Source organism: Litoreibacter ascidiaceicola (assembly GCF_900129235.1).
GTDB lineage: Bacteria > Pseudomonadota > Alphaproteobacteria > Rhodobacterales > Rhodobacteraceae > Litoreibacter > Litoreibacter ascidiaceicola.
Genome location: NZ_FQUV01000001.1, coordinates 66,932 through 90,313, shown reverse-complemented (window position 1 = coordinate 90,313; position 23,382 = coordinate 66,932). Strand labels below are relative to the sequence as shown.

At 60.1% G+C, this 23,382-nt stretch carries 20 protein-coding genes; 10 read left to right on the top strand and 10 right to left on the bottom strand.

Annotated features, from left to right (window positions below; all coding sequences use genetic code 11):
* The 7 genes from BUB72_RS00390 to BUB72_RS00360 all read right to left on the bottom strand — a co-directional run bounded on the left by BUB72_RS00390 (position 1) and on the right by BUB72_RS00360 (position 7,792).
* On the bottom strand, positions 1-987 hold the full coding sequence (locus BUB72_RS00390; RefSeq protein WP_073138752.1) for a hypothetical protein: 987 nt from the start codon (positions 985-987) through the stop codon (positions 1-3).
* Positions 984-1,772, bottom strand: a complete 789-nt coding sequence (locus BUB72_RS00385; RefSeq protein ID WP_073138748.1) for a hypothetical protein — start codon at positions 1,770-1,772, stop codon at positions 984-986. Before BUB72_RS00385 ends, BUB72_RS00390 begins: the two co-directional genes overlap by 4 nt.
* The gene (locus BUB72_RS00380) at positions 1,772-2,284 is read right to left on the bottom strand and encodes a phage tail protein (protein ID WP_073138745.1); all 513 of its coding nucleotides are present in this window, start codon (positions 2,282-2,284) and stop codon (positions 1,772-1,774) included. Before BUB72_RS00380 ends, BUB72_RS00385 begins: the two co-directional genes overlap by 1 nt.
* A gap of 55 nt (positions 2,285-2,339) precedes the next feature.
* A complete protein-coding gene (locus BUB72_RS00375; protein WP_073138741.1) occupies positions 2,340-3,935 on the bottom strand; it encodes a phage tail sheath family protein in 1,596 nt (531 codons plus the stop codon).
* Between the two features lie 527 nt (positions 3,936-4,462).
* Positions 4,463-5,434, bottom strand: a complete 972-nt coding sequence (locus tag BUB72_RS00370; RefSeq protein WP_073138737.1) for a glucokinase — start codon at positions 5,432-5,434, stop codon at positions 4,463-4,465.
* Positions 5,435-5,439: 5 nt separating this feature from the next.
* Positions 5,440-6,753, bottom strand: a complete 1,314-nt coding sequence (locus tag BUB72_RS00365) for a GH1 family beta-glucosidase (protein WP_073138733.1) — start codon at positions 6,751-6,753, stop codon at positions 5,440-5,442.
* Positions 6,754-6,763: 10 nt separating this feature from the next.
* On the bottom strand, positions 6,764-7,792 hold the full coding sequence (locus tag BUB72_RS00360; RefSeq protein WP_073138730.1) for a substrate-binding domain-containing protein: 1,029 nt from the start codon (positions 7,790-7,792) through the stop codon (positions 6,764-6,766).
* Between the two features lie 277 nt (positions 7,793-8,069).
* On the opposite strand from BUB72_RS00360, the gene BUB72_RS00355 reads away from it, so the two are divergent.
* From BUB72_RS00355 to BUB72_RS00310, 10 genes are all read left to right on the top strand, one after another.
* Positions 8,070-9,425, top strand: a complete 1,356-nt coding sequence (locus tag BUB72_RS00355; protein WP_073138727.1) for an ABC transporter substrate-binding protein — start codon at positions 8,070-8,072, stop codon at positions 9,423-9,425.
* A 155-nt stretch (positions 9,426-9,580) separates the two neighbouring features.
* Entirely contained in the window at positions 9,581-10,819 is a 1,239-nt protein-coding gene (locus tag BUB72_RS00350) for a carbohydrate ABC transporter permease (protein WP_245814677.1), read from the top strand.
* A gap of 27 nt (positions 10,820-10,846) precedes the next feature.
* Positions 10,847-11,971 carry a carbohydrate ABC transporter permease gene (locus BUB72_RS00345; RefSeq protein WP_073138723.1) on the top strand — a complete coding sequence of 375 codons (1,125 nt, stop codon included), beginning with the start codon at positions 10,847-10,849 and terminating at the stop codon, positions 11,969-11,971.
* 12 nt (positions 11,972-11,983) lie between these two features.
* Positions 11,984-13,636, top strand: a complete 1,653-nt coding sequence (gene bglA, locus BUB72_RS00340) for a beta-galactosidase BglA (RefSeq protein ID WP_073138718.1) — start codon at positions 11,984-11,986, stop codon at positions 13,634-13,636.
* Positions 13,637-13,652: 16 nt separating this feature from the next.
* Positions 13,653-14,750, top strand: coding sequence for an ABC transporter ATP-binding protein (locus BUB72_RS00335; RefSeq protein WP_073138715.1), 1,098 nt, complete (start codon positions 13,653-13,655; stop codon positions 14,748-14,750).
* A gap of 205 nt (positions 14,751-14,955) precedes the next feature.
* Positions 14,956-15,258 (top strand): hypothetical protein, encoded by a 303-nt coding sequence (locus BUB72_RS00330; protein ID WP_073138711.1) that lies wholly within the window; start codon positions 14,956-14,958, stop codon positions 15,256-15,258.
* 128 nt (positions 15,259-15,386) lie between these two features.
* Complete coding sequence (locus tag BUB72_RS00325) at positions 15,387-15,929, top strand: peptide-methionine (R)-S-oxide reductase (RefSeq protein WP_083588508.1); 543 nt, start codon at positions 15,387-15,389, stop codon at positions 15,927-15,929.
* Positions 15,930-16,002: 73 nt separating this feature from the next.
* The gene (gene edd / locus BUB72_RS00320) at positions 16,003-17,808 is read left to right on the top strand and encodes a phosphogluconate dehydratase (protein WP_073138708.1); all 1,806 of its coding nucleotides are present in this window, start codon (positions 16,003-16,005) and stop codon (positions 17,806-17,808) included.
* Between the two features lie 66 nt (positions 17,809-17,874).
* Positions 17,875-18,516 (top strand): bifunctional 4-hydroxy-2-oxoglutarate aldolase/2-dehydro-3-deoxy-phosphogluconate aldolase, encoded by a 642-nt coding sequence (locus BUB72_RS00315; protein ID WP_073138705.1) that lies wholly within the window; start codon positions 17,875-17,877, stop codon positions 18,514-18,516.
* 46 nt (positions 18,517-18,562) lie between these two features.
* Positions 18,563-19,267, top strand: coding sequence for an SOS response-associated peptidase (locus BUB72_RS00310; RefSeq protein ID WP_073138701.1), 705 nt, complete (start codon positions 18,563-18,565; stop codon positions 19,265-19,267).
* 80 nt (positions 19,268-19,347) lie between these two features.
* Here the strand turns inward: BUB72_RS00310 and BUB72_RS00305 are convergent, their stop codons facing one another.
* The 3 genes from BUB72_RS00305 to BUB72_RS00295 form a co-directional block, all read right to left on the bottom strand.
* Entirely contained in the window at positions 19,348-20,343 is a 996-nt protein-coding gene (locus BUB72_RS00305; protein WP_073138698.1) for a hypothetical protein, read from the bottom strand.
* A gap of 91 nt (positions 20,344-20,434) precedes the next feature.
* A complete protein-coding gene (locus BUB72_RS00300) occupies positions 20,435-21,997 on the bottom strand; it encodes a trimethylamine methyltransferase family protein (protein ID WP_073140397.1) in 1,563 nt (520 codons plus the stop codon).
* A 221-nt stretch (positions 21,998-22,218) separates the two neighbouring features.
* On the bottom strand, positions 22,219-23,370 hold the full coding sequence (locus BUB72_RS00295) for a TPM domain-containing protein (protein WP_073138695.1): 1,152 nt from the start codon (positions 23,368-23,370) through the stop codon (positions 22,219-22,221).
* Positions 23,371-23,382: the final 12 nt, after the last annotated feature.

The following is a 23,382-nucleotide window of genomic DNA, read 5'->3' as shown; positions in this document are numbered from 1 at the left end:
TCAGACCCCCCCTAGATAGCGGCGGCGCGCCATCGCGGAGAGGTCCGCCATGGGGGCTGCGGGCGCTGATGCGCGGGCGGGTTCGTGGATGACCACGTCGACCTGATCTATGACCACCTTGGCGGGGCCTTCGGCTGCGAGCAGTGACTGCTGTGGTGGGTCAAATCGGGCAGGAGGCTGCGGGTCCGGCTCTGTGGAGCTTGGCTCGACCTGATCGAATTGCGCGATGGCCGGCTCAGCCTGCGGCAAGGGTCCGGCTTCGGTCATGGGCGGTGCGACCGGTGTCGCGGTGGAAGCGCCCATCGGTGCGCTCGCTGCTTGCTCGCGGCGCAACGTCATCGCGGGTGGCTGGTCATCCATGCTGGAAAGCGCGGCAGGCTTCGGGCTGTTCTGCGCCGATAGCTGCTGGTCATCCGGCGGCGACATGCGGGCAAGTGGCTGCGCCTCTTCTTCCATGCGGCGCAGGGGTTGCGCGTCGTCTTCCTCCGCGCGGTGCAGGGGTTGCATATCGTCCTGCGCTGCGCGCGCGGCCTGCGTGCGGTGCAACGGTTGCACCTCTTCATCCTGAGTTCTGTGCAGCGGTTGCGCTTCCTCCAAATCCTCTGCGCGGTGGAGCGGTTGCGCTGCCTCTTCCTCCTCAAGGCGGTGAAGGGGCTGCGCCTCATCTTCAACTTTGCGATGCAGGGCTTGCGCCTCGTCCTCCGGCGCGCGGTGCAGCGGTTGCGCGTCCTCGTCCTTCGTGCGGTGCAACGGCTGAGCGGGCTCCTCTTCCTCCGTTCGCTGCAACGGAGCATGTGGAGCGCGATGTAACGGGCTGGCCTCGTCGCCTTCGTCGGTACGTCGCAAAGGTTGCGCCTCTTCGTCGTCCGTCCTGCTCAAGGGGTGCGCCAATCCGGCAGGATCGCGTTGACGGGCGATGCCTTTGGGCCGCGCCAAAGCACTGGTGTTATGACCCGCACGGGGCAGAAGGCGGGTCAACAGGCTCATCGGCGCGCCCCTTCGGCTATCAGACTGGCGTAGGCTTTGCGTCGGCCTGTGGGCAGATCAAGGATCGCGTCCTCGCTCCAATGATAGGCCGAGGCCAAGGAATGGACATGGCGCAGCACCGCTGTCGCGTCCGGAAAAGCGAAGCTGAGCGGGTCAATCCGGGCCGTCGTTTCGGCCTCGCAGGTGGGGCAGAGGGTGGTGAGCGTGTCAGGAATATCCGGTGTTGCGGCGTCCAGCTGCGCGTCGATCAATGCCAGATCGGACGCGGTGAATTGCTCGGCTTGGGTCACCGCATCCGGCCCCAGTCCACAGGTTGCCGCCAGAACCCGCGGGGCGTCGGAGCTCTTGACGCGGGCCAAGGCCCGCTCGGTTGACCCGTTCGGTACCTCGAAGCGGCACGGGCCAAGCGAGGTGTCGACTTCGACAACCGGAAACGCGGACGGGATATCCGAGCGCGGGGTGTCGGCCAGCGAGACGGACAGATCATAAGCCTCCCCGCAGGACGTACAGCTGGCCTGAAACCAGCGCATGCCCGGCAGGAAGGACAGTGCCGCGCGGATGAGACACCACGCACGGGCACCGGTGGCCAGACGGTCGACGAGATCACTGGTTACTGGCAGGCCACCGATGGTTGTAAAGACCGCACCCAAAACGCCGCTCACCTGCTCGGGGCGGGTCGGCAGGCGTAAGGCGCTGGCCAAAGCAAGTTCGACCCGCCCCGTCAAGGCACGGGGGGTTGCTGTTGGGAAGCCAACGGCAAGGGTAATTGGGGCGCGGTCGGGCATTAGGACTCTGCGGGCTCGGCCACAGCGGCGTCACGGGTGAAACCTTCATAGGCGAGGGTAACAGACTGAATTCCAACGGCATTCATGCTGTTTGAGTCCAGTTCAGGGAGGGCTTGGTATTCGGTTACGAAGGCCCGACGAAGCACATAGGAAATGGCCGGTGTGCCTTGCAGGTTCAGCACATTGATCACCACGTCGCGGCGGAAGTTCAGAAGGCTCATGCCTGCGTCACCATCGGCCACGTTGTTGACGGAATTGGCCCATTCTTCGAACGCGGGGTCATGGCTGAGGCCTTGCTCCAGCGTGACGTTCTCGAACTTGGTGCCGCCGGGCATGGCGCGTTGGTAGCTGGGATCACCGGCAGCGCGCCAGTTGACCACCTCGGTGGTCTTTTTCAGGGCGCCCATCTTCGACAAGCCTGCGATGGTTTTACCACCGATCACAACTTGGAACTTGAAGGTCCGGTAAGGGTCATAGCGGTGGGCATTGGCAGGAAACATAGGGGCTGGCATTGGATAAAATCCTTTTTCGGAAATGCTTTAGGTCTGAAAGTTCACGCTGTCGGCCCTAAGCCGTCTGCCCGACTTTCTGGCTGATCTGGACAACGACAAACTCGGCGGGTTTCAACGGCGCGAACCCTACGGCAACCCGCACGATACCTGCATCAATGTCGCCTTGCGTCATGGTGGAGCCCAAGCCGCAATTGACGAAATAGGCGTCGCTGGCTTTTTCGCCCTGAAAGGCGCCAGAGCGGTGCAGCCCATCCATGAAGTTGCCGACCGAGGCGCGTAATCCGCCCCAAAGCTTGTGATCGTTCGGCTCGAACACCACGGCCTGCAAGGCATTGTAGAGGCTTTCACCGATCATGTTTTGCGTCCGTCGGACCGAGATATACCGGTATTGCGGTTTGGCCTTCGTCGCGGTGGTGCGTGCACCCCAAATGACCGTCGGGCCGGTGATGGAGCGCAGGCAGTTCACACCCCATTCGTTGAGGTTGTCCTGCACGCCATTGCCGATCAGCCGTTCGGGGCCGAACGTGCCACGCACACCGGCCTCCAGACCTGCGGGGGCTTTCCAGACGCCGCGGGTGCCATCAATCCGCGCCCACATGCCTGCGGCCACGGCAGCAGGGCCAACGGGGAAGCTGCGGGGTTGGTCAGGGGCAAGCTCCGCGTCGAAATGCGGGTTGCCGATATTGACGCGCGGGTAATACAGCGCGGCATAGGGCGAGTTGGTGAAAACCGCGTCCTTGGCTTCCTTGGGTGTGGTGATCGCCGCGTCGCCCGGATCGACGATGACCATCCGGTTTTGCATCTTTTCGGAATGGCCGATGGCTTCCTGATAGATGACCTTGCCGGCGGTATCGGGTTTTACATCAGGCAGCACGATGATGGAGACATCACGGTAATCCTCAAGCTGTCCCAGTGCTTCGGTATATTGCGCCTTTGCGGGGGCTGCGGTGTCTGCACCGCTTGTGGTGATGTCGCTCACCTCTTTGTCAGATGAAGGCATGTCGACATCGGCACCGAACGCGACCTCAATCAGGGTAGAGCCCTTCTTGATGGTTTCGGTTGCCAGATCGGTCGCGGCTTTCAGCTTTGCGGCGGCAGTTCCGTCGCCAACTTCCCACTCAAGGCCGGTAAAGCTCTCGATGACCTGATCAAGTTTTTTGGTCCCATCGGGCTGGGCGGCCCATGTTCCAACGGTGATGGAGAAGGTCTTGGCGTCCTTGTCGCTGGACATCGTCACCATGAGATCGTTAGCCCATGTGCCGTTGTCCTTGGCGGTGACCGCCACCGATTTCGGGTCCGTCGCGCCGGATATCTTCAGTTGAGCGGAGGCTTTGGTGCCACCCGACCCTTGGACCGGAACGATATAGGCCTTGGTGCCGCCATTGGCGAAATAGGCGTTCACCGCCAACCCGAAGTAATCCACTTTGTCTGCCGCAAGGTTCTTCACCCCGCCTGCCGATCCGTCACCAGGTCCAAACAGCGTGGTGTATTGAGACGGCGAGGTGATGAAGGTGGGCGTGCCGCCGGATTTGGTCACGGGCGCGCCGCGCCGCACATGACCGATAAAGGCTGTGACGGAGGTCGAGGCCGCTTCTATGGCCAACGCATTTGAGGGGACGTGTTCGATGTAGACGCCGGGGTGTTGATACATGGGGCTCTGGCTCCTTGGCAGCATGAATGTCAGCAGTTTTGGTCCGGCCCCGAGCCGTCAGGCACGGAACAGGTGGCATTAGATTGGTTTGCCGGTACGGCGAAGCCCGCAGGTCCTCTGGTGTGGGGGAGAACCACACAAGAGGACCAAACGCTGCGGCACGAATTGGGACGGTGCTGGGGGGCACCTGAGCGTGCCGTAACGCGGAGCTTGCGGTGCCCGACAGCCTGCAAAGGGGTAATCCTCGTCGAAAGCAGTGCGGCCGGGCGGCAAGTAGAGTTACGTCATAAAAATAAGCGGTTCACTCTTCGCTTATGACGAAAACTCTGCGATATTCCCCGTAGATCGGGCAAGACCCAAGTTAACCTTACGTTAAGCGTCGGTGGTTAATGTCATTAAAAACAGTGTGTTAGTTGGCGTGAATAAGATGTGAAAGCAAATTCACACCCGTGAGGACGCTGGTTTCGAGGGTTTTAGGGCAACTACGTGGCGTAGGTCGCGACGCCTGGAGACTCACCAAGAAGGCGTCATTCCAAGCCTGCCAGATAGGTCGCGCAGCCTGTCAGCGCCGCAAAGTCATCTTCAATGACACCAACCTCGAAGTTGTGCATAAACCCCGCGAAGCGCCCTTTGTCGCGGAAGGCCTCGGCAAAGCCCAAAGGCACGAAATGCCGCGCAAAAGCCCGCGCTACGCCGCCAGAGAAGAAAACACCGCCAAAAGGCAGATGGATCAAAGACAGGTTCCCTGCGACTGTGCCAAGCATCCGCACGAACATCTCGGCCGCTTCGCGCGCCCGCGGGTCGGTGCCGTTTTCAAACGCCGCCATGATTTCGGCCGCGCGGGCTTCGCGCGGGTCGTTCGCCTCGATCCCCAACCACGCATAGACCCGCTCCAGCCCGCGGCCGGAGATCATGTCTTCCACGGCGGGGAAACCATGGGCGGTTTCGAAATACTGGGCCAGCCGCAGCTCGCGGTCGGATCGCAAGGGCAGGTTGGCGTGACCACTTTCCGATGGCGGGACATGCCGCCCGCCACGGGTTTCGTAGACGGGGGCGATGTTGAACCCGGTTCCGACCCCGATGACCAGTTTCGTGGCGTTCGGGTCGTGCTTGGCCTCGGCGGAGGCGATTAGTTGCGTCACAGCCCCGTCTGGCAACGCCCCCAAGGCGTGACCTTGGGCCTGAAGATCATTTAACAGGCAAGTGGTTTCGGAGCGGGTGGCGCGTGCCAGCGTTGCCTCGTCCAGTTCCCAATCAAGATTGGTCATCGAGCCGCGCCCGTCTTTGACCGGACCCGCTAAGGCCACGCAAGCGGCTTTGCAGTCAACCTGCTGCGCGTCGATATAGGCGTTCAACACCGACTCCAGCCCCGGGTAGTCCACATTGGCGTAGCGGGTCACGGTTTCGGTCAACAGCCGGGTGCCCTCCGCCAAAGCCACGCGGGTGTTGGTGCCCCCGATGTCGGCGACGAGGGAATAGGTATTTGCTGGACGGTTCATATCGGTCAGGCTTTCAATGCGCGTGCAAGGGCGTGGTAAGAGGCTTTTGGGGTGCGTTCAAGCGTATCGAAGTCGACATGGATCAAACCGAAGCGCTTCTCGTAGCCCAAAGCCCATTCGTAATTGTCCATCAGGGACCAGAATGTATAGCCTTTGAGCGGTACCCCGTCGGCAATCGCGTGTCTGGCGGCACCCAAATGCTGGTCGAGGTAGTCGATGCGCGCCGTGTCGGGTTTGTCTGGCGTGTCGGGATTGGCCATACCGTTTTCGGTTACGTAGAGCGGCAAGCCTTTGGTGTAGTGTTCATCCACCCATGTCAGGAAATGACGCAAGCCTTCTGGGTATATCTCCCAGCCCATCTGGGTTTTGGGCAACGGGCCCTCCACCTCTTTATGGGCTGGCCATGCACCATCGGTGGCAGCGATACGCTTGCAAGAGTAGTAGTTCAGCCCGAGCCAATCCAGCTTCTGACCGATCAGCGGGAAATCGTCCTGCCAGCCCTTTGGCATATGAGGCTCCAACCCTTCCATGACGGCGTCGGGGTAGGCGCCTTTGAACAACCCACCCAGAAAGAAGCGGTTGTAGTAGCCGTCATATTGCATTGCCGCGTCGTGGTCGGCTTGGCTGTCGCTTGCGGGGTGGGCGTATTCAAAATTGCACACCGCACCGACATTCTGGACGTTCAAATCCCGCAGAACCTCGACCGCGCGGCCATGGGCGCACAGGACGTGGTGCATTGCATGGGCCGTGGCGCGGATGTCGCGCAGTCCGGGGGCGTGGTGACCAAGGAAGTGGCTGAGCCAGCCGACGCACCAAGGCTCGTTAATCGGCGCGACCGAGAACATGCGGTCCCCGATGCGGTCCATGATGATGCGGGTGTAGTCGCCAAACCACTTCGGCAGGTCAGGATTGCGCCAACCGCCCAAATCGGCCAGCGCGGAGGGCAGCTCCCAGTGGTAGAGCGTCGCCATGGGTTTCAGGTTGCGCTCCAGCATGGCGTCCACGAGGCGGTCATAGAAGTCGAGGCCCTGTTGATTTGGCGCGCCGCGCCCGTCGGGCATGACCCGCGCCCAAGAGGTCGAGAAGCGGTAGGCGTCCAGACCCATGGCCGCCATTAGGTCCAGATCCTCCTCGAAGCGGTGGTAGTGGTCACAGGCGATGGCGCCGTTTTCAGCGCGCACCACGTTGCCCGGTGTGGCGGCGAAGTCGTCCCAATGGGTGCGTCCGGCCCCGCCAAAGCTGTGACCCTCGATTTGATAGGCCGAGGTCGCGGCGGCGAACAGGAAACCTTCGGGGAAGTCTGCGCGGGTGTACTGCATGTGCGAGCCTCTAACGGGTTGGGGCAGGGCCAGTGGATTGCCCCACGACAAGCTCGGCCTCCCACAGTTCATGGACGGGCTCAGTGGTGCGGCCTTCGATCTGGTCCATCAACATCTCGCCGCAGCGCCGTCCGGCGTCGCGCACCGACGAGCGTGTAGCTGTGAAAATCGGGGAGCCTGCGCCGTTCGGCAGATAGGAAAGTGCGTCATCGAAACAGATAATAGACACGTCTTTTCCAATGGTTAGGCCGCGTTCTTCAACCGCACGGCGGACGCCGAGGGCTGGGATCAACGAGGAGGCGATCACGGCAGTGGGTGGGTCACTCAAGTCCAGCATGTCGCGGGTTTTGGCGTAGCCGAAAGGTTCGGTCATCTCGAACGCATGGGTGAGGTCGGGATCGACCTTGATCCCGCGCGCTTCAAGGGCCGTGGTGTAGCCGTCGCGCCTGCGCATCGCGAAATCCATCTCCTCAATCCCGTTGATCAGGCCGATGCGGGTGTGACCCAAGTCCAGCAAGAAGTTGGTTGCACGGTGAAGGGCAGAGCGGTTGTTTACGTCCAGCCAACTATAAGGCGTGGTGCAATCGCTGGAACGCCCGTGGACAACGAAGGGCAGACCCAGCTGGTGCAAAAGCGGGAGGCGTTCGTCATCAAGGCGCGGCCCATGCACGATGACGCCATCAACCTTTCCGGTGCTGGCCAGCCGCTCGTAGGCTTCGATTTCATCCGCGTCATCCACCACTGACACGCGCATGTCATAACCGCGGCGGGCATAGGATTCACCTGCACCGGCGATGAAGTCCGAGAACACGCAATTCACCATCTCATGCTGGTTCGACAGGGGAATGACATGGCCGATCGACATCGTTCGACCTGTCGCCAGACTTTTGGCGCGGGTGTTCGGATGGTAGTTATGGGTTCGTGCAGCCTCGGTCACGCGAAGGCGGGTGGCTTCCTTGACCTCGGGGTAGCCGTTCAAAGCGCGGCTGACTGTGGTTTGAGACAGGCCGAGAAGGTCCGACAGTTCACGTAAATTCATCTGACGGCCTCCATTACGATTTTCAAAGCGCTTTGAATATTTATACAATTATTAGGGGGCGTTTGGCGTGCGGTCAAAGGGGATTTGGTCGCTGCGTCGCGGAATGAGTGTTCGCATGTGCAGAAAAGATAAGGAAAACATTACCTCGCCAATACGATTTGTTGACTTAGGCCGGACGCTAGGTCACTTTTAAGTTTATCCAAAGCGCTTTGGAAAATGATTCTCAAACGCGCGAAAGATACTTAGGCGCAGCACGCGCTGAAACTGGGAGGATTTTATGAAACTTAGCCTATACACCTCGGCGGCCATCATCGCGCTGAGCAGCTCATCCGCATTTGCCGACGGCCATCTTGCCTTTGGCTCCGAAGGCGGTGACTTTTCATGGGACAGCTACAACGCGTTTGCAGAGGCTACCGATCTGAGCGGTCAATCGCTGACCATCACGGGCGCGTGGACCGGAAACGAGAAAGAAAAAGTCGAGAAGGTCATGGCTTACTTCAACGCGGCGACTGGCGCTGACGTGACCTATTCCGGCTCTGACAGCTTCGAGCAGGACATTGTTGTGTCCGCGCGCTCCGGCTCCGCGCCGAACCTGGCCGCGTTCCCACAGCCCGGTCTGGCCGCCGATATGGCCAGCCAAGGCTTGTTGACGCCGCTTGCTGACGGCACCGCCGATTGGGTCGCCAACAACTTCGCGGCAGGCCAGTCATGGGTTGATCTGGGCACTTACGCTGACAAAGACGGCGCTGACCAGATGTACGGCTTCTTCTACCGTGTCGATGTAAAGTCGCTGGTTTGGTACGCGCCCGAAGCGTTTGACGAGGGTGGCTATGACATTCCAGAGACGATGGAGGAGCTGAAGGCCCTGACGGACCAGATCGTCGAAGACGGCGGCACACCTTGGTGTATCGGTTTGGGATCTGGGGCTGCAACCGGTTGGCCTGCGACCGACTGGGTCGAAGACATGATGCTGCGCACCACCTCGCCAGAAGACTATGATGCGTGGGTCGCCAACGAGATGAAGTTCGACGATCCCAAAGTGATCGCGGCCATTGAAGAGTTCGGCGCTTTTGCCCGCAATGACGCGTATGTTGACGGCGGTGCCGCAGCGGTGGCCAGCACGGATTTCCGTGACAGCCCTGCAGGTTTGTTTGCGATCCCGCCGAAATGTTACATGCACCGTCAGGCGTCGTTTATTCCGGCGTTCTTCCCTGAAGGCACCGAAATGGGCGAGGACGTCGATTTCTTCTACTTCCCGGCCTACGCAGACAAGGACCTTGGCAAACCCGTTCTCGGAGCAGGGGCGCTGTTTGCGATCACCAACCCGTCCGACGCGGCCAATGCGTTCATCGAGTTCATGAAGCTGCCAATCGCGCATGAGTTGTGGATGACCCAAGGTGGCTTCCTGACAGCGCATGCGGGGGTCAATCTTGCGACTTATGCCGATGACAGCTCGCGGGCGCAGGGTGAAATCCTGCAAAACGCCACGACGTTCCGTTTCGACGCATCCGACTTGATGCCGGGCGAAATCGGGGCAGGTGCGTTCTGGACCGGCATGGTGGATTACGTGACCGGAGCAGACGCTGCCGATGTCGCGAAGGGTATACAGGACCGCTGGGACGCAATCCAGTAAGCCCTAGACAAAAACGAGGACGCGCGGCGCACTCTGCGCGTCCTTCATGCTCTGACTGAGGCGACGCTGTCGCCGTCTAAACTGCACAACGTTATAGACATCTGGCGGGCGCGATCTGCGTTTCACCCTTGCCCATCCACCCGGAGGACTGACCCATGTCACCGCTGTTCCAAGGCATGCTAACCATTCTCATCGGTGTCGGCGGCTGCGTCGGATACTTCCTGTTGTCGAACCTGTTCATCGACAAGATTTTGTTCCGCCCCGTTGCCCTTGATGAAGCATCCGTTCTCAAACGCCGCAAGATCGGCCTTGCCGCGGTTGTTATTCTGCTTGTGGTTCTGGCGACCGGCGTGGTGTTTATGCTTGGGGACATTCTTCCCCAGAGTTTCGTCAACATTCTGATCACTCCGGTGGCGAGCATCGTGGTGCTGGGTCAATGGCTTGGCGGTGCGTGGGGTGTCGTTCTTGTGGCACTTCTCATGGCGGCGCTGATGATCTTTTCCCCTTGGGCCTGGCTGCCCAAACGTGCAGTCACCTTGGGCGAGAATATCAACCGCGCCAACATCATCCGCCCGTGGTTGTTCCTGTTTCCGGCGCTCTCGGCGCTGAGCCTTTATCTGCTTTATCCGGTGGTGGGGTCCTTCTACCGCTCGCTGTTCAATCGCAGCGGTGATGACTTCATCGGGTTCGGCAATTACAGCACAATGTTTGCTGATACCGGTTTCCAGACTGCGCTTTTGAACAACTTCCTATGGGTGCTGGTCGTGCCTGCGGGGGCGACGTTCCTTGGGTTGCTGGTGGCCCAGCTTACCGACCGGTTGGTCTGGGGCAACATTGCCAAGTCGATTATTTTCATGCCGATGGCGATCTCTTTTGTCGGCGCGTCGCTGATCTGGAAATTTGTCTACGCCAACAATCCCGATATCGGCCTGATCAACGCCATCCGCGACAGCTTTGGCGCGGCCCCGCTGGACCCGCTGCAACTGCCGTTCTGGAATAACTTCTTCCTGATGTTCATCCTCGTGTGGATCCAAACGGGCTTTGCCATGGTGATCCTTAGCGCCGCGTTGCGCGGCATACCCGAGGAGACCATCGAGGCCGCCATCATCGACGGCGCCAACCCGTTCCAGATATTCTTCAAGATCAAGGTGCCGCAGATCATGGGCACCATCGTCGTGGTGTGGACCACCATCACCATCCTTGTGCTGAAAGTGTTCGACATCGTCTACACCATGACGGGAGGCAATTTCGGCACCGAAATCCTGCCGAGTTACATGATGAGCTACATGTTCCGCGATGACGGCCGCGCCACAGCGGTGGCCTTCGTGATCATGATTATCGTGCTGCCCGTGATGATCTGGAACATTCGCCAAGCCCGTGCGGAGATGAAATAATGGCCCGCGACCATAAGGAAGCAAATTATGGATAATATTGCCGGAACCAAGCCCGCCCTATCATGGGCCGTGAATATCTCGGTCGTGTTGCTGGTCGTCTTGTGGTTGATCCCCACGGTGGGCCTGCTGGTATCGTCGTTCCGCGACCGCGACCAGATCAGTGCGACCGGCTGGTGGTTGTCGCCGTTTCCGGTGTCGCAAAACTATCAGGCCAAAGCGCCCGCAGATGACGCGGAAATTAACGGTGGTGTAAACGTCATTACCGGCAATGTGTTTGAAGACGGCAAAGGCAAAGTGGCCCGCTTTGGGGGCAAACGGGCGGCCCCGACTGAATTCAAAGCAGGGGAAACAGCGCAGTTGACCAAGGACCGGACGTTGACGGTGCATTCCGACGGCTCCTACGTCTATACCTCGCCCGCCGAGATCACGCGTGACCCGTCGATCTATTATGCGGCTTCCAGCCCGCCGGAATTCTCGCTCGACAATTACCGGACCATCATGGCCTCCGACAACATGGACCGCGCGTTTATCAACACGCTGACGGTGACCATTCCGGCCACGATCATTCCGATCCTGATCGCCGCCTTCGCCGCCTATGCGCTTGCGTGGATGGACTTCAAGGGCCGCGGCTTCCTGATCGCACTGGTCGTCGGCCTGCTTGTCGTGCCGTTGCAACTGGCGCTGGTGCCGCTGCTGACGCTGCATAATAAGGTGGGCATCGGGCAGAGCTTCCTTGGCATCTGGATGGCGCATACCGGCTTCGGGTTACCCTTGGCGATATACCTGCTCAGAAACTACATGGTCGGCCTGCCGCGCGACATTATCGAGAGTGCCAAGGTGGACGGGGCCACGGACTTTCAGGTGTTCACAAAAATCGTGCTGCCGCTGAGCTTCCCCGCGCTGGCGAGCTTCGCCATTTTCCAGTTCCTGTGGACTTGGAACGATCTGCTGGTGGCCAAGGTCTTTCTACCGTCGAACTCGGAGTCGTGGGTGATGACGGTCAAGATCGCCGACGACCTGTTAGGGTCCAAGGGTGGCGACTGGGGTATTCTTGCGGCGGCGGCTTTCATTTCGATCGCCGTGCCGCTGATCGTCTTCTTCACAATGCAACGCTATCTGGTGCGCGGTCTGCTGGCCGGCTCCGTCAAATAACAAGAGACCGACATGAGCAAAATCGACCCGAAACTAAACGCCACAACGGCCGCCGACAAGGACTGGTGGCGCGGGGCGGTGATCTACCAGATTTATCCGCGCAGCTTTCAGGACAGCAATGGCGACGGGGTGGGGGACCTGCTCGGCATCGTCTCGCGCATTCCTTACATCGCATCCCTTGGCGTGGACGCGATCTGGATCAGCCCGTTTTTCACTTCGCCGATGAAAGACTTCGGCTATGACGTCAGCGATTATTGCGATGTCGATCCGATGTTCGGCCAACTCAGCGATTTCGACGTGCTGATCGAGGCTGCGCATGAGCGCGGGTTGAAGGTGATGATCGACCTTGTGCTGTCGCACACTTCCGACCAGCACCCTTGGTTTCAGGAAAGCCGTGCGAGTCGCGACAATGAAAAGGCTGACTGGTATGTCTGGGCCGACCCCAAGCCGGATGGCACGCCTCCCAACAACTGGCTGTCGATCTTCGGCGGGCCTGCGTGGCACTGGGACGCGCGGCGCGAGCAGTATTATCTGCACAACTTCCTCGCTTCCCAGCCCGACCTGAATTTCCACAACGTGGACGTACAGGATGCATTGCTGGACGCGACCCGCTTCTGGCTGGATCGCGGTGTGGATGGCTTCCGGCTGGATACGATCAACTTCTACTTCGCCGACAAGGAATTGCGCGACAACCCCGCGTTGCCGCCAGAGAAGCGCAACGCCAATATCGCACCCTCGGTGAACCCGTATAACCATCAAGAACACCTCTATTCCAAGAACCAGCCGGAGAACCTCGCGTTCCTCGAACGCTACCGCGATCTGCTGGACGAATACCCTGCCGCCGCCTGCGTGGGCGAGGTCGGCGACGCGCAGCGCGGGCTGGAGCTTCTGGGCGAATACACCGCGGGCGATGACCATGTGCATATGTGCTACGCGTTCGAATTCCTGTCCGCCGAGAAGCTGACCGCATCCCGTGTGGTGGAAACCATGACGCGTCTGGACGCGGCCGCGCCGGATGGCTGGGCCTGCTGGGCGTTCTCCAACCATGACGTGATCCGTCACACCACGCGTTGGAATCTGACGCCAGCGGCGCATCGCTGCTACACCACGATGATGATGGCCCTGCGCGGCTCGCTGTGCCTGTATCAGGGCGAGGAGTTGGGCCTGCCGGAGGCCGAAGTTGCCTTCGAGGACCTGCAAGATCCCTATGGCATCGAGTTCTGGCCCGAATTTAAGGGGCGTGACGGCTGTCGCACGCCGATGGTCTGGGAGCCGTCCAACCAGAATGGCGGCTTCTCCGCCGCGCAACCTTGGTTGCCGGTGAGCCACGACCACGTCATGCGCTCGGTCGAGACGCAGGAACATGATCCCGCCGCCCCCTTGCACCACTACCGCCGCGCGCTGGCCTTCCGCCGCACGCATCAGGCGTTGGTAAAGGGTACACACGCAGACCTGACCGCGGACGGCGACGTGCTCAGCTTCACGCGCAGCCACGAAGGCGAGACCATCTTCTGCGCCTTCAACCTGTCGGACACGCCGTCCACGCTGGATATGCCGGCAGGCGATTGGGTCGCTATCGGGACGGAGCTTGGCTCCACCGGTGCGGCGGCGGATGGAAAACTGCATTTAGGGCCGTGGCAGCCATGCTTCGTGCTGCAACGGTAACGGGGAGGAAACGACCATGGCAGACCTGAAACTCACGGATGTCGGCAAGACCTATGGCGGCGCGGTCGAGGTGTTGAAAGACATCAACCTCGACATCACCACGGGCGAGTTGATCGTCTTCGTCGGCCCCTCCGGCTGCGGCAAGTCCACGCTGCTGCGGATGGTCGCGGGGCTGGAGAAGATCACCGCCGGCGAGTTGCAAATCGACGGTGAGGTGATGAACGACGTCCCCCCCGCGCAACGTGGCATCGCCATGGTGTTCCAAAGCTACGCGCTTTATCCGCATATGACGGTGCGCGACAATATGGCGTTTGCGTTGAAGTTGGCGAAGAAAAGCCCGTCCGAGATCGACGAGGCCGTGAACCGCGCGGCGAAAGTGCTGCAACTGGACGACTACCTTGACCGCTTGCCCAAGGCGCTGTCCGGTGGTCAACGCCAGCGGGTTGCCATCGGTCGCAGCATTGTGCGCGACCCGAAGGTTTACCTGTTCGACGAGCCGCTCTCCAACCTGGATGCGTCCTTGCGCGTCGCCACCCGCATCGAGATTGCGCAGCTTAAAGAGAGCATGCCGAACTCTACGATGATCTACGTGACCCACGATCAGGTGGAGGCGATGACGCTGGCGTCGCGCATCGTGGTGCTGGCGAACAAGGGCATCGCGCAGGTCGGCTCCCCGTTGGAGCTGTACGAGACGCCTGAGAACGAATTCGTCGCGCAGTTCATTGGCTCTCCGGCGATGAACCTGATGGCAGGCGAGGTTGTGGGAACCGGCAAGGTGACCACCGTGGCGCTGCCCGAGGGCAAGGGCACCATCACTGCCAATATCCCGACCAATGCGGATGACATGGGGCTTAAGGTAAATGTCGGCATCCGCCCCGAGGACATGATCGCGACAGACGGCGACAACTACGCCTATGCCGGCACGGTCAATATCGTCGAGGCTTTGGGCGAAGTGACGCAGCTCTATTTCGCCAAATCGTCGCCCGAGCACGAGCCGGTTATTGCCAAGCTGCAAGGAATCCACACAGGCGTGCGTGGGAAGGTCATTAGCATGACGGCAGACCCGTCGAAGGTGCACCTGTTCGCGGATGGCAAATCGCTGCTCTATCGCTGATATCGACGATCAACCTGACATTCGGGGGCGAAAGTTTGATCACAATCATCGGCTAAATTGGCCGTTTTGCGCGCGTTTCCGCGTGTAACCTGTTGGTTTGAAGCGCAACTACTCTGTTATCCAGAATTGCTGCCGCGCGGGCGCAGGGGCGTGCTACACTGTTAGGTGCTCAAGACATAATAATAACAAAAACTGGAGACACCCAATGAAATTTTTTATTACAACACTCGTTGCCACAATTGCCTTCGCTGCGCCTTCCTTCGCTGAAAGCCATGCGTCAAGTGTCGAAGAATTGCTCGCCATGAGCAACAATTCAGCCGCCGAAATCATGCTGAACGACAGCTCCATGGGCGACGTCGACGCGGCGCAGATGCGGTTCGCTCTGGGCAACATGAGCGCAGCCGAGCGCGAGGCATTCTTCTCGTCCGATACAGCATCGCGCAAGCAAATTCTGGCAGCTCAGATGAAGCTGATGGAAAGCGACAGCGCCGCTGAAATGAACAACTGATCACCGCAGTTGCCAAGTTGGCGAGCGGGCAAGCTGATTGCTCGCTGACGTGACACCTTAAATTCGAAAACCTGAATGCCTGTCTCGCCGAGGCAAGGCCAAGGCGTGCTGATGGAAAGTGAAAGCCCATGTCGATGATAGTCAAAACTGAATTGAACCGCCGCGGATTTTTTGCGTATTCCAGCGCAGCAGCGTTAACCGTTGGCGTATCCTCTAGGGCGATGGCGCTCGAAGCGGAGGGCGCGTCCGACTACCAATACGAAGTCATCCGCACAGAAGCAGAGTGGCGCGCGCAACTCAGCGAGTTCGACTACGCTATCCTGCGCGAGGGAAAGACTGAAAAGCAAAAATCCAGCCCGCATTGGAACGAAACTGCCGAAGGTATCTACCACTGTAAGGGCTGTGACCTGCCAAGCTATGATGGAAAATGGAAAGTTGTCCTGAAAAAAGGCTGGGCCTTTTTCTATCACGCCGTTCCCAACAACGTGTTGACGGGAATAGATGGGATCATCCCGCCGGAATACGGAGATTCCGCAGCCGGTTTCGCCGCGCTCATCGAGACTCATTGCCGCCGCTGTGGTAGCCATTTGGGCCACCTGTTGATTGTCGAAGGCATCCAGACCCACTGCATCAACGGCGCGTCGCTGGTGTTCAAGTCAAGCACCACCTGATCCGCGGACAGCATTTTCAGGTTTACTGTTAGCGCTAACGAGCGTATGTCATATCTAACCTACGGAGGTCGATATGCAGCTCAACGCCACAATCCAAGACGTCACCCAGCGGATCATCGCGCGCTCTAAAAACAGCCGCAGCACCTATATGGCCCGCATGCGTCAAGCCGCCGAAGAAGGTCCGCGTCGCGCGCACCTGACCTGCGGCAACCAAGCCCATGCCTACGCGGCGATGGAAGATGACCAAGAGCCGATGCTTGACGGGCAGGGTGGCAATATTGGGATCATCACTGCTTATAACGACATGCTTTCGGCGCATCAGCCGTTCAAGGATTTCCCCGACCTGATTAAAGCCACCGCCCGCGCCAATGGCGGCACGGCGCAGGTTGCGGGCGGCGTGCCTGCCATGTGCGACGGTGTCACCCAAGGCCAGGTCGGCATGGAGCTGTCGCTGTTTTCGCGCGACGTGATCGCGCTGGCTGCTGGTGTTGGCCTTAGCCACAACACCTTCGATGCCGCTGTTTATCTGGGCGTGTGCGACAAGATCGTGCCGGGCCTCGTCATCGCCGCGGCCACTTTCGGCTACCTTCCCGGTATCTTCCTGCCCGCAGGTCCTATGCCCTCCGGCTTGCCCAACGACGAAAAAGCCAAAGTCCGTCAGAAATTTGCCGCCGGTGAAGTTGGTCGCGACGCGCTCATGGCCGCCGAGATGGCGTCTTACCATTCCCCCGGCACGTGCACCTTCTACGGCACCGCCAACTCCAACCAGATGCTGATGGAGTTCATGGGGCTGCACCTTCCGGGTTCCAGCTTCGTCAATCCCGGCACTGACATGCGCGACGCACTGACCAATTACGGGGCAAAACGCGCTTTGGAAATCACCAACCTTGGCAATGACTATACGCCAGTGTGTGACATCCTTGACGAGAAGACATTCGTGAACGGCCTTGTCGGCCTGATGGCGACTGGCGGCTCCACTAATCTGGTGATCCACATCATCGCTATGGCCCGTGCAGCAGGTGTACTCCTTGATTTGCAAGACCTGTCCGACATCTCGGATGCGACACCGCTGATGGCGCGGGTCTATCCGAACGGCTTGGCCGACGTGAACCATTTCCACGCGGCAGGCGGGCTGACCTATATGATCGGCGAGCTGCTTGACGCAGGCTTGTTGCACCCTGACACCCGCACCGTGATGGGCGATGGTCTTGGCCTGTACGCCCGCGACCCGAAGCTGCGTGACGGTCAGCTGACATGGGAAGACGCGCCGCGTGAAACCCAGAACGACCGTATCTTGCGCCCCGCGTCGGACCCATTCGCCCCAGAAGGCGGGTTGAAGCAACTCACTGGTAATCTGGGTCGTGGCGTCATCAAGGTCTCGGCGGTCGCGCCCGAGCGTCACATCATCGAGGCCCCCGCGCGTATATTCCAGACGCAAGACGAGGTGAAAGCGGCCTTCAAAGCAGGCGAGTTCACTTCCGACACCATCGTCGTGGTGCGCTTCCAAGGTCCCAAATCCAACGGGATGCCGGAACTTCACGGCCTGACGCCGATCCTTGCCGTGCTGCAAGATCGCGGTCTCAAGGTGGCGCTGGTCACCGATGGTCGGATGTCCGGCGCGTCCGGCAAGGTGCCCGCGGCCATTCATGTCTGCCCCGAAGCCGTCGATGGTGGTCTTATTGGCAAGCTGCAAGACGGTGACGTGATCCGCCTTGACGCGACACAAGGCACGCTGGAGGTTCTGACCCCCGACGTGCAATCGCGCGCCTCGGTCATGCCCGATCTCAGCGACAATTCCCATGGTATAGGGCGCGAGCTGTTCTCGATCTTCCGTCAAACCGCTGGCATTGCTGCTGACGGGGCAGGGGTCGTGGTCTAAACTACCTTACAGTTTATAAATCTCTCCGCCGAAGGCCCCTCCGGCTCACCACAAAGGACATCACACATGACTCCACTCCAAGCCAGCCAACTCGCCCGTGACATCTGCGAACTTGCCCCGATTGTTCCCGTGCTTGTGGTCGATGATGCAGATCATGCGCAGCCTTTGGCGAAAGCACTGGTCGCAGGTGGTTTGCCTGCGTTGGAGGTTACATTGCGCACGCCCGCAGCGCTCGAAGTTATTGCCGAAATGGCCAAGGTCGAGGGCGGTGTGGTTGGCGCAGGCACGTTGCTGACGCCTGAAGACGTTCACGCAGCTATTGATGCAGGTGCAAAGTTCGGCGTCTCTCCGGGGGCCACCGACCGTTTGCTCGACGCCTGCGAAGAGGCAGGCTTGCCGCTGCTCCCCGGCGTCGCCACCGCAACAGAGGCCATGCGGTTGCTGGAGCGTGGCTACACCATGCTCAAGTTCTTCCCCGCCGAGGCATCCGGCGGCGCACCGGCGCTTAAAGCCATCGGCGCGCCGATCCCGCAGGTCAGCTTCTGCCCCACAGGCGGTGTGAGCCCGTCCAATGCGAACGACTACCTGAGCCTGTCCAATGTTGTCTGCGCCGGTGGCTCTTGGGTCGCCCCGAAAGACAAGGTGCAAGCCGGAGACTGGGACGGGATCACCGCGTTGGCCAAAGCTGCCGCAACCCTTTCGCGCTAGGGCGTCCTAACTGGACAAATCCCGGCAAACTTCTCATGCTTGGGTCATGTGTGGAAGATTGATAGGTGGCGGCCGTACTCAGGCTGAGATGACGGCGATCGTGGAGGGCTTCGTTTACCCGTCCAAACCGATCAAAATAGAAGCGGACGCACCCGACCCGGAGATTGGCTATAACATTGCTCCGACGCAGCAGGTCTGTTTGCTTTACCCGCAGGAGGGCCAGCAACTGGTCTCCACCACCGCCCGCTGGTGGTTGGTGCCGCTGTGGCACAAGGGCAGCGTTCAGGACTGGAAAGCCACGACCTTCAACGCAAAGATTGAAACGGCCCATGAGAAACCGACCTTCCGGAATGCATGGAAGGATGGTCGCTGTCTGATCCTCGCGACCGGCTACTACGAATGGAGCGGGACCAAAGCGAACAAACAACCCCATCGCATTTATGTGGAGCAGAACCAGCCGGTGATGCTGTTCGCGGGACTGCAATCGCAGCGCAAGGATGGTGTCAGGACATGTACGATACTGACAAGGGAAGCCTTGCCGGAAATATCAGACCTTCACCCCAGAATGCCTGTCATCCTCAATGGTGAAGAAGCGGAGCAATGGTTGGGGCACACCGAAAATGACGCGCAAATCCGGTCCAGCTTTGGTACGCATTGGGACGGCAGGTTCCGACATCATAAAGTGGCCAAGTTCGGGGCCCGTGATGATGGGCCGCAACTGATCGAGAGTATTGAAAACACGCTTCTTTAACGGGCTTCGCCTCCGCAAACCCTACGGTCTGAACAAATCCCGACAGCTGCGACCGCAAGCAACGGCCTGAGCACGCAGGATTAAGACTTAATGAACCATGTGATCGCGGTCTCATATCCGAGGTTTTGCAGCAAAAAGATTTTCGAGGACCAAGCTGCGGGGCAGACGATCAATGCAGCCCGATTGCCGCGTTCTTTCAGGGCCGCCTCGGCGGCATGCAGGAGGGCTGCGGCGGCGGGGCCGTCCTCTTCCAAGCTATCGGGGGTTTCATAATCTGTGTGGAAATAGTCATCAACGAACCCGATGCCTGTGACGTCATGGGCGGTTGGGAAATGTAGTGCGGAAGCTGGTTGCGAGATTACGTAGCCTTCAAAATAGCCCTCTGCCTCCGAGGCGAACATATCGCGGTCCGCAAGGGTCAGACTGCGGGTCATCCAAGCGCCGAACCGCGCGTCGGCGTCGGGATGGGGTTTCCAGAAGTCATTGAGGTCATACAAAACCTGACGGTTAACCGCACTGGACGCGACGATCGCCTCCACGTCATCGGCGTCTGCCTTGCGGACATCTTCAGACGTAGGCGCATCGGTCAGGTCCGACTTGGCATAATACAATGTCAAAGGCGCATAATCAGCCGCTTGGTACACAGCCTCCCAAGCGCCACCTGATGTAGAGGAGCCGAGCAGAATTTTCGCACCAGCCTCGACCAGATCAGCCTCTGCCGCTTCCAGCAGGGCTTTGGCAGTGTCGGCAGGCGCTTCATCGGCGACAAAGCAGTCTTCCATGATCAATCCGGGCGGGCCAAACTCACCCGCATAAATCGGCGGAACAGGCAGCAGGATGGTATGGGTGAGGCCGACAACAGTGCCTCGGTCCTCTGCTAATAACCATTGCTGCCGGAAGGGCGGCGAGGTTATTTCCATCGCGGATTTGATCGTTGATGTGACTTTTTCCAGCGCATCAGGTGCCAAGGTCCACAGGATCGGATCCGTGGTCTGCCGTTGTTTGGCGTCCTGAACGAGCAACGCGCCCATGGCGTCAATATCTGCCAGTTCGGCTGGGCGTATCGTTACGGACATATCAGCTCCTGTTCGCGAGGCTTCATCGCCCGAAGCGTACTCTCAGATAGGCCGGACTTAAAGCCTGTCGCCTCGACCTTATGCCACGTGTTTAGAGCTTCAAATGAACCTTGAACCGCGACCGGATCGCCACATCCACGGTCGGATCAAACTCTGCCAACGACCGCTCCGCCAGAATGGCGTCCTTCTTCGCTGTGGTGTTTTCCAAAAGGTCCGGTTTGTCCTTCTCGGCCCATTCCTTTGGGGAGGTCCGGTCACCCAAACTGGGGTATACGTAGTCGGTTTCCATCCGGCTCAGTGTTTGATCCGCACCCAGATAATGCCCGACGCCCTTGGCCCCATCGACACCCAAGCAGGTGGCGCGCATCACATCCAGCGCCAGCGTCTCCTCGGACACTTCGATCCCGCGCACGCAGCGCAGGGCCTGCCCGATCAGATCATCGCCCAAGATCAGGCTTTCGTGGCAAAACCCCAGCAAGGAGGCATGCATGCCCGCCGCCTCATAGACCATGTTCAACCCTGATAGCCCTGCCATCACGTTGGAGCACATCTGCTCCCAACCCGCCTGCATGTCGGGCAGTTTGGAATCGGACGCGCCCGCCGCAGCCCCGCCGGGGATGCCGTAGAAGTGGTGCATCTGCGCGCAGCCCGCCGTGAGTAACGCCTGCTCGCCAGAGCCGACCGACATCGCCCCCGTGCGCAAGTCCAACCCGAACGGCCACGTGCCGAACACCGCCGGATGACCCGGCTTGATGGCGTTCACATAGACCACGCCCGCCAGGCATTCCGCCACCGCCTGCACAATCGCGCCTGCCACGGGCGAAGGTGCCGTGGCACCAGCCATACCAGCCGACAACAGCAGCACAGGCATGCCACCCGCGATGCATTCCTCCATCACGCGGCAGGCCTCGGTGGCGAATTTCATCGGCGGGACCACGAAACAGTTGGAGTTCGACAAGAAGGGCCGCGCCCGCCATGCCTCCTCGCTGCCCGCGATCAGGTGCAACATCTCCAACGCGCCTGCGACGTAGTCCGGCTCGGTAAACGAGGTGCCGATATGTTTGGTCGTGCCACGACAGCAGGCGTAGATGGTGTTTAAATCCATCTCGTAACTGTCGGCGATGTCGCGGCACACCATGGGACGTTGCAAAAAGTGGATGTTGTCCAGCCGGTCCGCAATGCGGGCGGCGTCGAACAAGTCCTGAACCGTGCTTTCGCGGTAGTCGCGGCCTGCGACGTCCACCACATGCACTGCGGCGCCCGCGGTGCCGAAATGCACTTTCTTGCCGTTCAGGTGCAGATCATTGACCGGATCGCGTCCGCATAGGGTGATGTCCTTGCACGCCACCGCCAGCATGTCTTCGACCAAAGCGCGTGGGAAACGGATGCGGCCGTCGTCGCCCAAGATCGCGCCAGCACCCGTCAGAATTTTGATGCCGCTTTCGGGTGCGTCGGCCAAGCCGATTTCCTCCAATGCCGTCAACGCGGCCTCGTGGATATTGGCGATGTCGATGTCGGACAGGACGCGCAATTGCCCACCCTCCAGTCCGGCCCGTACGGGGCGTTTGTCGGTGGCAAGGGGGGCGGCCCGCATGGCGCGGCGCGCGGCGCGGCCTCCGGCGCGGCGGGGGGAGCTTGGGGTCTCGTCGTTCATATCGAGGGCTTTCGGGCAGAGGTCAGGGCAAGGTTTGCGGTCAAACCTGCACTGGTCGCCCTCGTGCGGCGCGGCCTCGGCGGGCGCCAATCGTGCGCGCCACCAGAACGTCAATGCATTCAAGGTGCTGCATTTATTTCCTCCTGAAGCCAGTTTTGGCCTCGGGAGGATGTCATTCTGTCCTGTTTGCGCCAGTCCGGCCTGTTTGCGTCATCAAAACGCTACCAGCTGCCGGAGGACCCCCCACCAGACGAGCTCCCGCCACCGAATGACGACGAGGAAGAGCTACCACTAAAACTGGAAGAAGAACCGCTGCTGGAGTTGTTCTGCGTCACGCGCGGGATTGATTTTTTCTCCGTTGCGGTATGCCCGCAGTTGCGGCAGGCATGATCAAGTTGGGCGATCCCCATGCTGATGGTGCTGGGATGCGACAGAACCGTTCGCGTGGTCTCGTAGGTGTGGTAGCTGCATTCCGGGCAGGCGGCGTGTTTGGAGAACATCTTTGGGTAGCCGATCACCGTGACATGCTCGTCGTCGGGGCAGAACCAGACACCGTAGTCTTTTGACTTGATGCGTTCTTCAATCAGCTGGCCGTGGTCCAGATACTGGTCTTCCTGTGCCTCACCCAGCCGCAACATCATCTTCCCACATTGCGGGCATTTGCGGGGCCGGTAGCGTTGGACACCGCGAAAGCCAAAGAAGCCTGCAACGGCGGTCATTGCCGCGATGATCAGCGACCCGATAGGGTTGCCATCAAAGAACGCCAGAGCGCGGTCGAGAAGTCCGGTGCTGCGCGGCTCCGGCGCTTGCTCGCGAATTTGCGGGGCAGGGCGGGTTACTGGTTGCGTTTGCGGGGCTGCCGTTGTGGCGGGCTTGTCGTCGGGGTGCTGTATCTGGCTCAGCGTGGCGCGTGTGCCAGCCAGAATGCCGTCGGCCACACGGCCTTCTCGGAAGGCGGGGATGATCTCGCTTTGGATGATCCGTGCTGCAATGCCGTCTTGTCGCGCAGGGTATCCGGCCCCGAGGGCAATACGAATTTCACGGTCGTCAATCGCCACCAAAAGCAGCAGGCCGTCATTGCGGGCCGCATTGCCGATACCCCAGCCGTTGAACAGCTCCTTGGCAAAGCTGCCGATATTGGCCGATGGCAGGTAGTCCTCGCGAGAGCGGATGGTCACAACGGTCATTTCGCGGCCCATCTGGTCGCGGGCGGCTTGCAGGACTGCGTTAATCTGAGCCTCGGCTTCGGGGCTTAGGATGTCCGCAAAGTCGTTGGTCAAGACGGTGTAATGCTGCGGATAGGGGAGCTTTTCTTGTGCCGAACAAACTCCCGGCACCAGCGCGAACACCAGCACAATCAGAAACCGAACCATGAAAATTCCCTC

Excerpts from the sequence above, each read along its gene's own strand:
- BUB72_RS00390 (WP_073138752.1), bottom strand. The coding sequence starts at position 987 with ATGAGCCTGTTGACCCGCCTTCTGCCCCGTGCGGGTCATAACACCAGT.
- BUB72_RS00385 (WP_073138748.1), bottom strand. The coding sequence starts at position 1,772 with ATGCCCGACCGCGCCCCAATTACCCTTGCCGTTGGCTTCCCAACAGCA.
- BUB72_RS00380 (WP_073138745.1), bottom strand. The coding sequence starts at position 2,284 with ATGCCAGCCCCTATGTTTCCTGCCAATGCCCACCGCTATGACCCTTAC.
- BUB72_RS00375 (WP_073138741.1), bottom strand. The coding sequence starts at position 3,935 with ATGTATCAACACCCCGGCGTCTACATCGAACACGTCCCCTCAAATGCG.
- BUB72_RS00370 (WP_073138737.1), bottom strand. The coding sequence starts at position 5,434 with ATGAACCGTCCAGCAAATACCTATTCCCTCGTCGCCGACATCGGGGGC.
- BUB72_RS00365 (WP_073138733.1), bottom strand. The coding sequence starts at position 6,753 with ATGCAGTACACCCGCGCAGACTTCCCCGAAGGTTTCCTGTTCGCCGCC.
- BUB72_RS00360 (WP_073138730.1), bottom strand. The coding sequence starts at position 7,792 with ATGAATTTACGTGAACTGTCGGACCTTCTCGGCCTGTCTCAAACCACA.
- BUB72_RS00355 (WP_073138727.1), top strand. The coding sequence starts at position 8,070 with ATGAAACTTAGCCTATACACCTCGGCGGCCATCATCGCGCTGAGCAGC.
- BUB72_RS00350 (WP_245814677.1), top strand. The coding sequence starts at position 9,581 with ATGTCACCGCTGTTCCAAGGCATGCTAACCATTCTCATCGGTGTCGGC.
- BUB72_RS00345 (WP_073138723.1), top strand. The coding sequence starts at position 10,847 with ATGGATAATATTGCCGGAACCAAGCCCGCCCTATCATGGGCCGTGAAT.
- bglA (WP_073138718.1), top strand. The coding sequence starts at position 11,984 with ATGAGCAAAATCGACCCGAAACTAAACGCCACAACGGCCGCCGACAAG.
- BUB72_RS00335 (WP_073138715.1), top strand. The coding sequence starts at position 13,653 with ATGGCAGACCTGAAACTCACGGATGTCGGCAAGACCTATGGCGGCGCG.
- BUB72_RS00330 (WP_073138711.1), top strand. The coding sequence starts at position 14,956 with ATGAAATTTTTTATTACAACACTCGTTGCCACAATTGCCTTCGCTGCG.
- BUB72_RS00325 (WP_083588508.1), top strand. The coding sequence starts at position 15,387 with ATGTCGATGATAGTCAAAACTGAATTGAACCGCCGCGGATTTTTTGCG.
- edd (WP_073138708.1), top strand. The coding sequence starts at position 16,003 with ATGCAGCTCAACGCCACAATCCAAGACGTCACCCAGCGGATCATCGCG.
- BUB72_RS00315 (WP_073138705.1), top strand. The coding sequence starts at position 17,875 with ATGACTCCACTCCAAGCCAGCCAACTCGCCCGTGACATCTGCGAACTT.
- BUB72_RS00310 (WP_073138701.1), top strand. The coding sequence starts at position 18,563 with ATGTGTGGAAGATTGATAGGTGGCGGCCGTACTCAGGCTGAGATGACG.
- BUB72_RS00305 (WP_073138698.1), bottom strand. The coding sequence starts at position 20,343 with ATGTCCGTAACGATACGCCCAGCCGAACTGGCAGATATTGACGCCATG.
- BUB72_RS00300 (WP_073140397.1), bottom strand. The coding sequence starts at position 21,997 with ATGAACGACGAGACCCCAAGCTCCCCCCGCCGCGCCGGAGGCCGCGCC.
- BUB72_RS00295 (WP_073138695.1), bottom strand. The coding sequence starts at position 23,370 with ATGGTTCGGTTTCTGATTGTGCTGGTGTTCGCGCTGGTGCCGGGAGTT.